Here is a 15,194-nt window from a genome sequence, read left to right as displayed (position 1 = left end):
GGAATCTTCCCATACCTGACTAAATTGGTCAAGTATTTAGTTGACTATTTTAGTCAAGTATTCACCCTTAGGGTTTGTGTGGTTTTTATTTGTCGTTTTTGCTCTTCTCAATTGAAGTCAAAATGCCGCGTAGAGTGTTGATCTCTTGCAACTCTGGACGAGCTCGACTGAACAGACGACGTAGTTTATTCATCACCTGACCTGGCTTATCCTTAGAGATAAATTGGGTATCAATGATCACTTTTTCAAGGTGCTCATAGAACATTTCTAGTTCTTCGTGACGAGGGTACTCATCTTGTTGCTGTGGCTGATATTGGCTAGCGACCATATCAAGGTGAGCTACACGCACTTCGTAGCTCAGAGTCTGCACTGCCATTGCTAGGTTTAGCGAGCTGTATTCAGGGTTAGCTGGGATACATACATGGAAGTGGCACTTCTGAAGCTCATCGTTAGTCAAGCCAGTACGTTCACGGCCGAACACTAATGCGACTGGGTGCTTTTGACCTTCAATCGCAAACTTTTGTCCACACTCACGAGGCTCAAGCATTGGCCATTCAAGCGTACGTGAACGTGCACTCGAACCAACCACCAAACCACAGTCTTTTACGGCTTCGTCTAATGTAGAAACGATGGTCGCGTTTTCTGCGATGTCACCTGCACCCGCAGCCAGTGCTAAGGTCTGCTCGTCAACTTCACATTGAGGGTCTACAAGAACTAATTGACTCAAACCCATCACTTTCATTGCGCGAGCTGCTGATCCGATATTTCCCGAATGAGACGTACCAACCAGAACGACTTTTACATTGTCTAACATGCTATATGACACCACTTTAAAAATAATCGCGAGATATTAACACATAGCAAAGTAAAATGGTCAGACCCTTCGCGTAATGTGAAACCAAGAGTTCAAAAAATAACCACTTCCCTTTTGGTAAAACTTTGGTATACTCGCCGCCGCTTTAAATTGTTCTTTAACATCTTGTGGGAAAAACCATATGCATCCAATGCTAAACATTGCGATACGCGCTGCGCGTAAAGCTGGCAACCATATTGCTAAATCTCTAGAAACAACTGATAAGATCGAATCGTCTCTAAAAGGTAACAACGATTACGTTACTAACATTGCTCAAGAAGCTGAGTACATGATCATTGAGACAATCAAAGCATCTTACCCAGAGCACAGCATTATTTCTGAAGAGAAAGGCCTGACTGAAGGTAAAGACTCTGATGTACAATGGATCGTTGACCCACTGGATGGCACCAACAACTTTGTAAAAGGTTTCCCTCACTTCTCTGTATCTATCGCTGTTCGCATGAACGGTCGTACAGAAGTTGCTTGTGTTTATGACCCAATGCTAAACGAGCTATTCACAGCTCAACGTGGCGCTGGCGCTCAACTTAACAACGCTCGTATGCGTGTTACTCAACTAAAAGACCTTCAAGGTACTGTTCTAGCGACTGGTTTCCCATTCAAGCAAAAACAACACTCTGAATCTTTCATGAAGATCATCTCTGGTCTATTCATCGACTGTGCTGATTTCCGTCGTACAGGTTCTCCTGCTCTTGACCTATGTTACCTAGCAGCTGGCCGTGTTGATGGTTACCTAGAACTTGGCCTTAAGCCATGGGATCTAGCAGCTGGCGATCTAATCGCTCGTGAAGCTGGTGCTATCATGACTGACTTTGCTGGCGGTACTGATTACATGACTTCTGGTAATGTTGTTGCTTCAAGCGCACGTGGTGTTAAGTCTATTCTTAAGCACGTTCGTGAGAACGCTAACGAAGGTATGCTGAAGTAATTCAGACCTTACGTTAACGCTCCCTATTTTAAGGGCGCATAAAAATTCCAAAGCCTCGCTATATAGCTATAGCGAGGCTTTTTTGTATCTGCGATACGAGATACGAGATACGAGATACGAGATACGAGATACGAGATACGAGATACGATCAGGATGTCTCTTAGTGAAATGAAGTTCAACATACTTCAACGCTAAATTGTATTGAGCTTCCCTAGAATACAGACGTAAAAAAACCGCTAGTTGCCTAGCGGTTTTTTTGGTTCAGCGAAAATTGTTAAGCCAAGGCCTAAGGCATTTCGTCAAACTCTTCACCTTCTTTATCCACTTGTGGTGGCATTAGGTGTTCACGCGTAATACCCAACTTCATAGCGAGTGCAGATGCAACGTAGATAGAAGAATAAGTACCAACAGTAATACCCAATAGAAGTGCAGTCGCGAAGCCGTGAATCATAGCACCGCCCTGAGCGAACAGCGCGATAACTACGAATAACGTTGTACCAGAAGTAATCAATGTACGGCTCAATGTTTGTGTGATTGAGCTGTTCAGTACTTCAGGTGCTTCACCCTTACGCATCTTGCGGAAGTTCTCACGAATACGGTCAAATACGACTATGGTATCGTTGAGGGAATAACCGACTACCGTTAGCAAGGCTGCTACGATGGTAAGATCCACCTCAATTTGCATTAGAGAGAACACACCCAGTGTGATGATAACGTCGTGCGCCAGTGCTAGTACCGCACCTGCTGCCAAACGCCATTCGAATCGCACTGACACATAGATCAAGATACAGATCAGAGAAACAAGGATAGCAAGGCCACCCGCTTCTGTTAGCTCGTCACCCACATTAGGGCCAACGAACTCGATACGACGCATCTCAACTTGCTCACCAGTACCATTCTCAATTGCAGAAAGGATTTGGTTACCAAGCGTTTCGCCCGCTACGCCATCACGTGGACGTAAACGAACCATCACATCACGAGCTGAACCGAAGTTCTGTACCGTTGCATCACCAAAGCCTTCGGCTTCTAGTGCACTACGAATATCAGGAAGGTGTGCCGGTTGTTCAAAACCAACTTCAATCAGAGTACCGCCAGTAAAATCTAGCCCCCAGTTCAACGATTTCGTTGTTAGGGTGAAGATAGCAGTACCAATCATCAAGATAGAAAAAACAAAGGCAACCTTTGACCAACGCATAAAGTCGATCATTTTGTCTGCTTTTAGAATCTGAAACATATTAATTCCTAGCCTTAGATCGACAGTTTTTTAACGCGTTTGCCGCCATACATCAGGTTCACGATACAACGTGTTCCGACAATAGCTGTAAACATTGAAGTCAAGATACCGATAGACAGCGTTACCGCGAAGCCTTTGATAGCACCAGTACCCACAGCAAATAGAATAATTGCTGTTAGTAGTGTGGTGATGTTGGCATCGGCGATTGTGCTGAATGCGTTCGCGTAACCTTGGTGAATCGCTTGTTGTGGACTGCGTCCATCTCGAAGCTCTTCACGTATACGCTCAAAGATCAGAACGTTCGCATCAACCGCCATACCGACCGTTAATACGATACCGGCAATACCTGGCAGGGTCATGGTAGCCCCCGGAATCATCGACATCACACCGATAATCAACACCAAGTTAGCCATTAGCGCAACGTTCGCAATCAGACCAAAGCTACGGTAGTAAAGCAGTGTAAACAGCATTACAGCAGCCATACCCCAAACCATCGCCATGATACCCATATCGATGTTTTGCTGACCCATAGATGGACCAATCGTACGTTCTTCTACAATCGAGATAGGCGCAATCAATGCACCAGCACGCAGTAGAAGTGCCAAGTTATGAGCTTCAGCCGTTGAATCGATACCCGTAATACGGAAGTTACGGCCTAGCGCAGATTGAATCGTCGCTTGGTTAATCACTTCTTCGTGCTTACTCAAGATAACTCGACCTTCCGGTGTTTTACGACCGCTGTCTTTGTACTCTGCAAATACCGTTGCCATTAGCTTACCGATATTCTGACGAGAGAATGCAGACATCTTGCTACCACCTTCGCTGTCTAGCGAGATGTTAACTTGAGGACGACCATATTCATCAACACTTGAGCTTGCATCAGTAATACTTGAGCCGCCTAGAATAACGCGCTTCTTAAGTACCACAGGACGACCATCACGATCTTGCTTGATTTCGCTACCCGCAGGGGCACGACCAGAAGCGGCAGCGGCTAAGTCAGCACTGCTATCCACTTCACGGAACTCAAGCGTCGCGGTAGCACCAAGAATTTCTTTAGCGCGAGCCGTGTCTTGAACACCAGGCAATTCCACTACGATACGGCTAGAGCCTTGACGTTGAACCAAAGGTTCAGCAACACCAAGTTCGTTAACACGGTTACGTAGAATGGTAATGTTTTGCTCTACCGCATAGTTGCGGATTTCTTGAAGACGAGCCTCTGTGAAGCTAGCAACCAAAGAAAAACGACCATTAGATTCAGAATCTACAAACGTCATGTCTTGGTGCTTAGATTGCAGTAGCGATTTAGCTTCAGCAAGTTGCTCGGCGTTACGTAGAATCACTTCAACCGCATCTTTACCAGACGGGCGAATTGCACGGTAACGGATTTTCTCTTCACGAAGTTCACTACGGAACGCTTCTTCTTGTTGGCCAACCAGCTTTTGCATCGCAGCGTCCATATCCACTTCCATCAAGAAGTGAACACCACCACGTAGGTCAAGACCAAGTTTCATTGGTGCAGCACCAATAGATTCAAGCCAATCAGGAGTTGAAGCCGCTAAGTTTAAAGCAACGATTACATCTTCATCTAATGCTTCAGTGATGACATCACGAGCACTAATTTGAGAGTCTGTATCGTTAAAGCGAACAAGAATGGAACCGTTTTCTAGAGCAACGGATTTAGTAGAAAGGTTTTCAGCTTCAAGAGCATTGGTGACAGCATCCAGCGTAGACATATCTACAGAGGCGCCGCGCGCCCCTGTAACTTGAACTGCCGGATCTTCACCGTATATATTCGGAAGTGCGTACAACGCAGCGATGGCGATAGTAAACACCACCATCAGGTACTTCCATAACGGGTAACGGTTTAGCACAGCGAGGATCCTCTAGCTGTTTATAGAGATTTCAGAGTACCTTTTGGTAGCACTGCTGTAACGAAGTCTTTCTTGATAACTACTTCGTTGTTTGCATTCAGTTCGATAGCAACGTAGTCGCTGTCTTCTGCAATCTTAGTGATCTTGCCAATTAGGCCGCCGCTTGTAAGAACTTCATCACCTTTGCCCATAGAAGACATAAGGTTCTTGTGCTCTTTAACACGCTTAGCTTGTGGACGGTAGATCATGAAGTAGAAGATCACAGCGAACATACCTAGCATGATAAGCATTTCGAAACCGCCGCCTGCTGGTGCACCTTCTGCTGCTGCGTGAGCTTGAGAAATAAACATTTAAAACATCCTCTATTTATATTTTCGTAATTGTTTGTCTAATTGGGTCGCATCCCTTTATTTTCAAGCCCCATCACTCGGAAGAGAGATAGGGCTCGCAAAAAAGAAATACTAAGATTCTTTACCTAGTGGTGGCACTTCACGCCCCATTCTTGCGTAGAACTCTGCAACGAACTCTTCAAAGCGGTCTTCATCGATAGACTGACGAATGTCTGACATTACTCGTTGGTAGAAACGCAGGTTATGAATCGTGTTCAGTCGAGCACCTAGGATTTCGTTACAACGATCCAAATGGTGTAAGTACGACTTGCTGTAGTTCTTACAAGTGTAACAGTCACACTCTGAATCTAGTGGTGTTGTATCGGTTTTATGCTTCGCATTACGGATCTTGATCACACCTTCAGTCACAAACAGGTGGCCGTTACGTGCATTTCGCGTTGGCATTACACAGTCAAACATGTCGATACCACGGCGAACACCTTCAACCAAGTCTTCCGGTTTGCCTACGCCCATTAGGTAACGTGGCTTATCTTCTGGCAGTTGAGGACATGTGTGCTCAAGAATGCGGTGCATATCTTCTTTTGGTTCGCCTACTGCTAGGCCACCTACTGCGTAACCGTCAAAACCAATTTCTGTTAGGCCTTTAACGGATACATCACGAAGGTCTTCGTACACGCCACCTTGAACGATACCGAACAGTGAGTTCGGGTTTTCAAGTTTGTCGAAGTGGTTACGTGAACGCTCAGCCCAACGAAGAGACATCTCCATTGAGTCTTTTGCTTCTTTGTGTGTCGCAGGGTAAGGCGTACACTCATCGAAGATCATTACGATGTCTGAACCTAAATCTTTTTGGATTTCCATAGACTTCTCAGCGTCCATGAAGATCTTGTCACCGTTTACAGGGTTACGGAAATGAACACCCTCTTCAGTGATTTTACGCATTGCACCTAGGCTGAATACTTGAAAGCCGCCTGAATCAGTCAGGATAGGACCGTGCCAGTTCATGAAATCGTGCAGGTCACCGTGCATTTTCATGATTTCTTGACCAGGACGTAGCCATAGGTGGAATGTGTTACCTAATAGGATTTCAGCACCTGTGTCTTTTACTTCTTCAGGTGTCATACCTTTAACAGTACCGTAAGTACCTACAGGCATGAATGCTGGGGTTTCAACGGTACCGCGTTCAAACTGAAGTTGACCACGACGTGCGCCGCTATTAGTTTTTTTAAGTTCGTATTTTAATTTCACGAAGCCTCCAATATGCCAGAGAAACAATCTGACTGTTAATTCAGAACCTTAAGCCAAACAAAAGTTCAGTCCAGTGAGCTCTATGAGGAGCGGTCGCGTATTCCTTGCGAGAGATTAGACAGACACCCTGCCCGACTCCTAGCTTACTGCTAGCACCCGTAAATTCTTATGTATATCGTTTATAACTAGCTTAAATTAGCTTGTTTTCTTATTGATGAACATGGCATCACCGTAGCTGAAGAAACGATATTCGCTCTTCACTGCGTGATCGTATGCGCCCATCACATTGTCGTAACCTGCAAATGCACTCACCAACATAATCAGCGTTGATTCTGGTAAGTGGAAATTGGTAATCAAGCAATCCACCAACTGGTATTCGTAACCAGGGAAGATAAAGATTTCAGTGTCACCAAAGAAAGGAACCAACTCTGTGCCTTTCTTCAACGCATCTTGCGCTGCACTTTCTAGTGAGCGTACTGATGTTGTACCAACGGCAATAATACGACCGCCACGAGCTTTTGCTGCAGCTACGGCGTCAACCACTTCTTGCGGGACTTCAACGTACTCAGCATGCATGTGGTGATCATTTATATTATCGACTTTTACTGGCTGGAACGTACCAGCACCAACGTGAAGCGTCACATAAGCAAACTCAACACCTTTCTCTTTCATGTCAGCCATTAGCTTGTCATCAAAATGAAGACCCGCTGTTGGAGCTGCAACCGCACCGGGCTTTTCATTATAGACAGTCTGGTAGCGCTCTTTATCTGCATCTTCATCAGGACGATCGATGTAAGGAGGCAGTGGCATGTGACCAACACTGTTAAGAATCTCTAAAACGCTTTGATCAGATGTGAAATGGATTTCGAATAACGCATCGTGACGCGCCACCATTTCAGCTTCATATTCATCGTTCTCACCAAGGAACAACTTGGTACCCGGCTTCGGTGATTTAGAACAACGAACATGCGCAAGAATGCTTTTCTCATCAAGCATACGTTCAACCAGCACTTCAAGCTTACCTCCTGATGCCTTGCGACCAAATACACGAGCTGGAATCACTCGAGTGTTATTGAAAACAACAAGATCGCCTGGCTCAACCAAGTCTAAAACGTCTTTAAACGAACCATCAGCTAGGTTACCGCTGTTGCCATCTAATTTAAGCAGGCGGCTTGCTGTACGCTCCTCTTGAGGGTAGCGAGCAATGAGTTCATCTGGTAGGTCAAAGTGAAAATCTGAAACTTGCATGTGTCTAGTCTTGTCTTAGTTGATGAGATTTGTGCCGTTGACGAATCATAAATCGTAGTTGCTGGATAATCGTTACGGTAAGTCAATCGTTACCAGAAACACATCGCAAACACGACTAAAAATTTCGCAGTGGGCTAGTATAGGCACACGAGCCGCAATAGCAAGGTTTACAGCACTGGATTATTGTAAAGAGGCGTAAAATAATGCGACTGATTCACCTCCTCAAGCTAAAGAATTAGTTGCATAAAACTCACCCAAGAATGCGTCAGATCTCAGTTATTTTTTGGATAAAAAACTATAGTAATAGCAACAAATAAAAAAGAAGGAGGTTCGTATGATCAAGGTTGAAGATATGATGACTCGCAACCCTCATACCCTATTGCGCTCACACTCACTGGCCGATGCTAAGCACATGATGGAAGCACTTGATATCCGCCATATTCCGGTCGTCGATTCCAACAGGCAACTACTAGGTGTCGTCACACAACGAGACGTTCTCGCCGCTCAAGAATCCAGCCTACAAAACATCCCACAAGCTCAATCTTTTACTCTTGCTACTCCCCTCAACGACATCATGCACAAAAGTGTTATGTCGGTAGAGCCGCGTGCAGGATTAAAAGAATCGGCTATCTACATGCAGAAACATAAAGTGGGCTGTTTACCTGTCGTAGAAAACCACGAACTAGTAGGCATTATTACAGACAGCGATTTTGTCACGATAGCGATCAATTTACTGGAGCTGCAAGAAGAAGTAGAGCCAGAAGAAGCAGAAGTAGAGTAACGCTCGGAATTGATATAAAGAAGAGCGGCCAATTCAGCCGCTCAGAGGGATTGTTGTCGCAGCGGATTATTATAGAAGCTCAGATACCACATCCGCTAATTGATGGAATGTCTCACGACGCGAAGAGCTTGGTCGCCAGACAAGGCCAATATCTCGGTAGGCCTGCTGACCAGGAGGATCGATCACAACGAGATTCTGGTTTTCCAATAAACCGTGGTCGATCGCCATTTGCGGGATAAAGGTAGTACCTAAACCGTTCGCGACCATCTGTACCAATGTGTGAAGGCTCGTTGCTGTGAACGGGTTGATCTTCTCTTTGTCGGTTAACTTACACGCTGATACTGCGTGTTCAGTTAAACAGTGCTCGTTCTCCAACAAGAATACAGACTCGTCTGGCAGGTCATCGTATTTAATTGGTACACGAATACCGTCAGCTTGATTACGGCTGATCACCATTCTAAAAGGATCTTGCCCAACCACTTTGCTCTCCATGTTGTCGATATCAACAGGCAGAGCCAGAATCAATACATCTAACTCACCATGGCGCAGTGCCGCGAGTAAGTTCGTTGTCGTGTCTTCACGTAGCAGTAAGTTTAGCTGAGGAAAGCGCTGGTTGGCTTCTTGTACCAAATCGCACAAAAGAAATGGCGCAATGGTAGGAATGCACCCTACTCGCAGCTGACCTTGCATCGCATCGCCGTTACATAGGTTCCCGAGTTCAACCAAATCTTGACCTTTCGCCAATAACTCTCGACCGTGCTTCACCACCAGCTCTCCCGCTTGAGTAAAAACAAGTGGGCTCTTCTTATCTTTTTTCTCATACAGAGGGCAACCGATCAGCTCTTCTAGGTTTTGAATACCTTTACTAAGAGTTGATTGGCTGACGAAACAGCGATCAGCGGCGTCGCTAAAGTGGCGTGTTTCGTGAAGAGTAACAAGATAGTGAAGTTGCTTAAGACTTGGCCATTTATTCATGAAATTACTTTGTAATATGAGTAGGATAAGTTACACGAAGGTCCTAAGACCTAAGAAAAGGACAAAGAATAAGCTTATCGCTTTTTTCGATGAACTTAATCTATTTAATTCGCTTTTTTCTATAGTACCGATTGTACTATAGTTTGTCGCGTAGAAACGGAGCCCAAACAAAGATGTGTTGGGCCAACTAATTTTTTAGGAGATTCCAAAATGGTACTAGTAGGTCGTCAAGCCCCTGACTTTACTGCAGCAGCTGTTCTAGGTAACGGTGAGATCGTTGATAACTTCAACTTCGCAGAATTCACTAAAGGTAAGAAAGCGGTTGTTTTCTTCTACCCACTAGACTTCACTTTCGTTTGTCCTTCAGAGCTAATCGCTTTCGACAACCGTCTAGAAGATTTCCAAGCTAAAGGCGTTGAAGTAATCGGTGTTTCTATCGATTCTCAATTCTCTCACAACGCATGGCGTAACACTGCTATCGCTGACGGCGGTATCGGTCAAGTTAAATACCCACTAGTTGCTGACGTTAAGCACGAAATCTGTAAAGCATACGATGTTGAGCACCCAGAAGCAGGCGTTGCTTTCCGTGGTTCTTTCCTAATCGACGCTGACGGTCTTGTTCGTCACCAAGTAGTTAACGATCTTCCACTAGGTCGTAACATCGACGAAATGCTACGCATGGTAGACGCACTAAACTTCCACGAGAAGAACGGTGAAGTTTGTCCTGCACAATGGGAAGAAGGTAAATCAGGTATGGACGCATCTCCAAAAGGTGTTGCAGCATTCCTATCTGAGCACGCTGACGACCTAAGCAAGTAATTTCCTCTTAAGCCCGAACTCAACGCGGGTTAATGGTTGGAAGATTCTCTTTAAAGAGACATAAAGCATAAGCTAATAGCGCAAAGCGCACCGCCAATCAGTTAAGAAGTAAAGTCCTATTAAAAGCCCGAAGTTAACGCTTCGGGCTTTTTGTTTCCCCCCTCCTCGCTCCCCTAGACTGACTCTTGTAATAGATAATTGAGGTAGCGATAAACCTAAACTTTACCTCTATTTTCCCTTATCCCCATCTATTCAGAATCACACCTAGATTGCTATTATTTCATCAGTATCTTTTTGAACGGATAAACACGATGAACACCGAAATTGAAGTCTGTATCGATAACTTAGAATCTCTTCATACCGCACTATCTGGTGGCGCGAATCGAATTGAGCTTTGCTCTTCATTAGCACTTGGTGGATTAACTCCAAGCTTCGGAATGATGAAACAAGCGGCAATAGTTTCGTCGGTTCCGGTCTACGCTATGATACGCCCAAGACAAGGCGACTTCATTTTCGATAACGACGATATGCTCTGTATGCTTGAAGATATTGAAGCTTGCGCAAATGCAGGATTGGATGGGGTCGTACTTGGTGTGTTAGCGCCGAACGGAAGTATTGATATGCCAAAGATGCAACAACTGGCTGACAAAGCGCACTCGTTAAAGCTTGGGATTACCTTCCACAGAGCCATCGATCAAAGCTCTGATTTCCAAGCAGCATTAGAACAAATCATTACACTTGGATGCGAAAGAGTCCTGACATCAGGGCTTGCTGCTAATGCTGAGCAAGGTATCGATGTATTGGCTGCAATGGTCAAACAAGCCGATGGACGAATTGATATCATGGCGGGGGCTGGCGTTAACGCTGCGAATGCCAAAATGATTCAAAGCGCTACTCAAGTACCTGCTCTTCACCTTTCAGGTAAATCGACAAGGCCGAGTCTAATGGAAAACAACTCAAGTGCTCAAATGGGCAGTGATAATATTGATGATTATCAGATCCCAGTGACAGATGCGAGTAAGATATCTGATGTGAGAGCCGCCCTCACCGCTTAGGGCAATAGTCGCCAGCATAAATCCAGAGAACCTCGCTGACTAATCTAACTGACTGACGTATATTAGATTTAATAGCGCAGAAAATTTTCATGGATAGATATGGCTAAAGACTTATTCAGCTCTCTTGATTTAAACCTGTTACGAAGCAAAACATGTTTGGAAGAAACCAAATCCACGGCTTTCAGGCTGAAATTGGTGTGGCAAGTTATGACGGTACAAAAACGCGCTCAGGCGAAGTAGAAGAGAAAACAACACATGGTATAAGCCTAGGTGGTGCCTACGTTTACCAAGCGACACCAATGCTTGGACTACGTGCAGGTGTTGATATGAATATCTTTGATCACAATAAAACCTTTGTGCCTTACGACACAACGGTCAATTTCAATCTTGGTGCCATTATTAGCTTCTAAAGATAAGCTCTATTTTAGTGCGTCATCAAGGCTTTGATCACCGAGGTGACGTACATCTTTACCCTTCACAAAGTAAATAATGTATTCGCAGATATTTTGGCAGCGGTCTCCCACTCGCTCAATCGCACGAGCTGACCACATCACCTGCAAAATATTAGGGATGTTCTTAGGGTCTTCCATCATATAGGTCATTAACTGACGAATAACGGCTTCGTATTCCGCATCCAACTTATCATCAAGTTTGTGAACTTCAGCAGCCGCATCAACATCCATACGAGCAAAAGCATCTAACACTTGGTGAAGCATGGTGATTGCCTGACGGCAAAGAGGCTCTAACGAAACATGGCATTTTTGCTCTTTGGTTGAAGGGATCTCAATAGCACCTTGCGCAATTTTAGAAGCAACATCGCCAATACGTTCCAGATCGGTAATCGTTTTGATGATCGCCATAATCAAACGCAGATCCTTCGCTGTCGGCTGACGCTTTGCAATGATTCGAGTACAAGCCTCATCAATCGACACTTCCATCGCATTCACTTTGTGGTCATCACGAATCACTTTTTTGGCCAATTCAACATCGTCTTTATGAAGCGCCTGCATTGCAAACGAGAGTTGCTGCTCCACTAACCCGCCCATGGTCAATACATGAGTACGGATCGATTCTAACTCGACATTGAATTGCCCTGAAATGTGGCGACCGAAATGCATACTTGCTCCTTGAAAGAAATGAAGAAAGCCATTTTTGTAGAGTGACTTAGCTCTAGATGACACCTTTGGAGAGGTTAGCCATATCTACCAGTAATGTAGTCTTCCGTCTGGTTTTTCAATGGAGACGTAAAAATTGAGTCCGTATCTGAGTACTCGATCAATTTTCCCATATGAATAAAGGCAGTATGGTCACTTACACGCGCGGCTTGTTGCATGTTGTGGGTAACAATCACCACTGTGTATTGCGTTTTGAGATCGTTGATCAACTCTTCAATCGTCAAAGTAGAAATCGGATCGAGTGCCGATGTCGGCTCATCTAACAACAGCACTTCAGGCTCAATCGCAACCGCACGAGCGATAACCAAACGCTGCTGTTGACCGCCAGATAAACCAAAAGCATTCTCATGCAACCGATCTTTCACTTCATCCCATAACGCAGCAGCGCGCAGAGAGCGTTCAACCGCATCATCAAGGTCTCGGCTGTTGCTAACGCCTTGTAGCCTCAAGCCATAAACCACATTCTCATAAATAGATTTAGGAAAAGGGTTTGGACGCTGGAATACCATACCCACACGGCGTCGTAAGGTCGCAACATCCACCTTAGGGTGATAGACGTTCTTGCCATGAAGCTTCACTTTCCCGGAAACCTTACAGCCTTCAACAAGATCGTTCATGCGATTAATGCAGCGCAGCAGAGTCGACTTACCACACCCAGAAGGGCCGATAAACGCCGTCACCTGCCCCTTCGGGATCTGCATCGAGATATCATCAAGTGCTTGGCTCTCTTTATAGTAAAGATTTAGCCCTTCGATCGAGATAGCAATTTGCTCATCCTTCAGATTGTGAACATCAAGTGGTGCTTGGTAACCCAAGGTTTCATTAATCGAGAACATCTAATCTTGTCCTAAGGTTCGGTATTTTTCACGCAAGTTATTACGGATATTGATGGCTGTTAAGTTCAACCCAACAATCACCGTAACCAATAAAAATGAAGTCGCATACACTAAAGGTCGTGCCGCTTCGATATTAGAGGTTTGAAAACCAACATCATAGATATGAAAGCCTAAATGCATGAACTTTCTATCTAAGTGTAAATACGGAAACTGACCATCGACTGGCAAGCTAGATGCCAATTTAACAACACCCACCAGCATAAGTGGTGCAACTTCCCCCGCGGCTCTCGCGATTGCCAAAATTAAACCAGTGATAATCGCTGGGCTTGCCATCGGTAAAACAATGCGCCAAAGCGTCTCAAATTGAGTCGCACCAAGCGCTAATGAACCGTGCCTCACTGCACTAGGAATACGCGTTAAGCCCTCTTCCGTGGTTACGATAACGACTGGAAGCGTCAAGACCGCTAAGGTTAGTGCTGACCAAAGTAGACCCGGCGTACCAAATGTCGGTGCTGGCAATCGCTCTGCATAGAACAACGTATCAATCGAGCCACCAATGGTATAGACGAAAAAGCCTAAACCAAAAACGCCATACACAATCGACGGTACACCCGCCAAGTTAATCACGGCGATACGAATTAAACGTGTTAGTGCGTTGTTTTTTGCGTATTCATGAAGATATATCGCAGCGACCACGCCAAGAGGCATCACGACGATCGACATGAGAATAACCAACAGTACTGTACCGAAAATGGCAGGGAATACACCGCCTTCAGAGTTTGAGTCTCGTGGGTTCTCTGATAAGAATTTCCAAACTTGTTTGCCCCAGTGCCCAACCTTTTCTAGGTAAGACATATTATTTGGGTACCAATAATCCAGAATGTGGCTGAGCGAGATCTCGACCAGCTCGCCTGTCATATCCTCAACCAGCAAGCTTTCGACATTAAGTTGCGTTCTAAGGTGCTCAAGCTTAACTTCGGCTTCACCTAACTGGCGGTTTAATTCCAGTTTAGTTTGAGTATAGGTTGTAAGGTATTCATCACTCACTGACTCATTGAGTTCAAGCTTACGCTTTTCTAAGCGCAGGTTTTCCAATTGCCAGCTGATATTACGAATTTCTTGGTTCACGACACGCGACGTTTCTTTACGTAGCGCATCAGCGAACGCCAAGCCTTGTTCGAGCTTTTGGTCTATGTTCGAATCAAAGGTGCCAGAAGCGGTTTTAAAACCCACCGGCTTACCAAAGAAATAACCACCTCGACTTCGTTCAATCACAACCCAATCAAGCGGGGTAGTGGGTTCACGTAAGTTAACATCCAGAATAGAAACAAAGTCCGCAGGGTACAGTTCTCTGTTAGCAACTTTGATGCTTAAGCGCTGTATCAGCCCAGTCGACAAATTTTGAGGAGACAAAAGGTCATGGACTTGTGGAACTTGCTCTATCGGGATGTATTTTCGTTCATATAACTGACCAACCAATACATCTTGTTTTGATACGGTTTCGTCAAGATCGACCACTAGCGATAAGTCTTTGGAGTCAACTTGCCATTGATACAAAGGTGCGGGCCAAAAATAGGTTAAGCCCTTCCAACCAATCAGCAGCATTAGGCCAAGAACAGAAAGCATACTGATGCTCACCGCCCCGCCCGTAAGCCAGATCCACGGAGAGCCCGATTTAACCCAAGATAATAATGACTTCAGTTTATTCATCATGATCGACCTTGCTCTTGGCGTGCTGAAATCAAGGAGCTGCAAAGATCAAGAGACACGCTAGTCAAGCCACTAAAAGCCATTGATACACAT

At 45.0% G+C, this 15,194-nt stretch carries 14 protein-coding genes and 1 pseudogene; 5 read left to right on the top strand and 10 right to left on the bottom strand.

Annotated features, from left to right (window positions below; genetic code table 11):
- Positions 1–85: 85 nt before the first annotated feature.
- Positions 86–814 carry a tRNA (cytosine(32)/uridine(32)-2'-O)-methyltransferase TrmJ gene (gene trmJ / locus AB4185_RS21055; RefSeq protein ID WP_017062835.1) on the bottom strand — a complete coding sequence of 243 codons (729 nt, stop codon included), beginning with the start codon at positions 812–814 and terminating at the stop codon, positions 86–88.
- 181 nt (positions 815–995) lie between these two features.
- Between trmJ and suhB the strand changes: the two genes are divergently transcribed.
- Positions 996–1,799 (top strand): inositol-1-monophosphatase, encoded by an 804-nt coding sequence (suhB, locus tag AB4185_RS21050; protein WP_017062836.1) that lies wholly within the window; start codon positions 996–998, stop codon positions 1,797–1,799.
- Between the two features lie 286 nt (positions 1,800–2,085).
- Here suhB and secF read toward each other — a convergent pair whose 3' ends face one another.
- The 5 genes from secF to queA all read right to left on the bottom strand — a co-directional run bounded on the left by secF (position 2,086) and on the right by queA (position 7,750).
- The gene (secF, locus tag AB4185_RS21045) at positions 2,086–3,033 is read right to left on the bottom strand and encodes a protein translocase subunit SecF (RefSeq protein WP_017066793.1); all 948 of its coding nucleotides are present in this window, start codon (positions 3,031–3,033) and stop codon (positions 2,086–2,088) included.
- Positions 3,034–3,047: 14 nt separating this feature from the next.
- On the bottom strand, positions 3,048–4,904 hold the full coding sequence (secD, locus tag AB4185_RS21040; protein ID WP_081325187.1) for a protein translocase subunit SecD: 1,857 nt from the start codon (positions 4,902–4,904) through the stop codon (positions 3,048–3,050).
- Positions 4,905–4,924: 20 nt separating this feature from the next.
- A complete protein-coding gene (gene yajC, locus AB4185_RS21035; RefSeq protein ID WP_010440492.1) occupies positions 4,925–5,254 on the bottom strand; it encodes a preprotein translocase subunit YajC in 330 nt (109 codons plus the stop codon).
- A gap of 111 nt (positions 5,255–5,365) precedes the next feature.
- Complete coding sequence (gene tgt, locus AB4185_RS21030) at positions 5,366–6,502, bottom strand: tRNA guanosine(34) transglycosylase Tgt (protein WP_017056177.1); 1,137 nt, start codon at positions 6,500–6,502, stop codon at positions 5,366–5,368.
- A gap of 195 nt (positions 6,503–6,697) precedes the next feature.
- Positions 6,698–7,750, bottom strand: coding sequence for a tRNA preQ1(34) S-adenosylmethionine ribosyltransferase-isomerase QueA (gene queA, locus AB4185_RS21025; protein ID WP_017062523.1), 1,053 nt, complete (start codon positions 7,748–7,750; stop codon positions 6,698–6,700).
- A gap of 334 nt (positions 7,751–8,084) precedes the next feature.
- Here queA and AB4185_RS21020 point away from each other — a divergent pair, with 334 nt between their 5' ends.
- Complete coding sequence (locus AB4185_RS21020; protein WP_229647774.1) at positions 8,085–8,531, top strand: CBS domain-containing protein; 447 nt, start codon at positions 8,085–8,087, stop codon at positions 8,529–8,531.
- A 69-nt stretch (positions 8,532–8,600) separates the two neighbouring features.
- On the opposite strand, the gene AB4185_RS21015 is transcribed toward AB4185_RS21020, so the two are convergent.
- Positions 8,601–9,506: a hydrogen peroxide-inducible genes activator gene (locus tag AB4185_RS21015; protein ID WP_017632986.1), complete on the bottom strand. Its 906-nt coding sequence runs from the start codon at positions 9,504–9,506 to the stop codon at positions 8,601–8,603.
- A 210-nt stretch (positions 9,507–9,716) separates the two neighbouring features.
- Between AB4185_RS21015 and AB4185_RS21010 the strand changes: the two genes are divergently transcribed.
- The 3 genes and pseudogenes from AB4185_RS21010 to AB4185_RS21000 form a co-directional block, all read left to right on the top strand.
- Entirely contained in the window at positions 9,717–10,325 is a 609-nt protein-coding gene (locus AB4185_RS21010; RefSeq protein ID WP_004740353.1) for a peroxiredoxin C, read from the top strand.
- Positions 10,326–10,636: 311 nt separating this feature from the next.
- Positions 10,637–11,380 (top strand): copper homeostasis protein CutC, encoded by a 744-nt coding sequence (locus AB4185_RS21005; RefSeq protein ID WP_017062527.1) that lies wholly within the window; start codon positions 10,637–10,639, stop codon positions 11,378–11,380.
- 146 nt (positions 11,381–11,526) lie between these two features.
- Positions 11,527–11,790: pseudogene (locus AB4185_RS21000) on the top strand (hypothetical protein); the annotation flags it as partial.
- A 9-nt stretch (positions 11,791–11,799) separates the two neighbouring features.
- Here AB4185_RS21000 and phoU read toward each other — a convergent pair.
- From phoU to pstA, 3 genes are all read right to left on the bottom strand, one after another.
- Positions 11,800–12,498, bottom strand: a complete 699-nt coding sequence (phoU, locus tag AB4185_RS20995; RefSeq protein ID WP_372135888.1) for a phosphate signaling complex protein PhoU — start codon at positions 12,496–12,498, stop codon at positions 11,800–11,802.
- A gap of 74 nt (positions 12,499–12,572) precedes the next feature.
- Complete coding sequence (gene pstB / locus AB4185_RS20990) at positions 12,573–13,391, bottom strand: phosphate ABC transporter ATP-binding protein PstB (protein WP_009848269.1); 819 nt, start codon at positions 13,389–13,391, stop codon at positions 12,573–12,575.
- On the bottom strand, positions 13,392–15,101 hold the full coding sequence (pstA, locus tag AB4185_RS20985; protein WP_017066135.1) for a phosphate ABC transporter permease PstA: 1,710 nt from the start codon (positions 15,099–15,101) through the stop codon (positions 13,392–13,394).
- Positions 15,102–15,194 lie beyond the last annotated feature (93 nt).

The sequence above is a fragment of the Vibrio sp. 10N.286.48.F5 genome (assembly GCF_041469785.1).
Taxonomy (GTDB): Bacteria; Pseudomonadota; Gammaproteobacteria; order Enterobacterales; family Vibrionaceae; genus Vibrio; species Vibrio crassostreae_C.
This window is presented reverse-complemented; position numbering and strand designations above follow the sequence as displayed.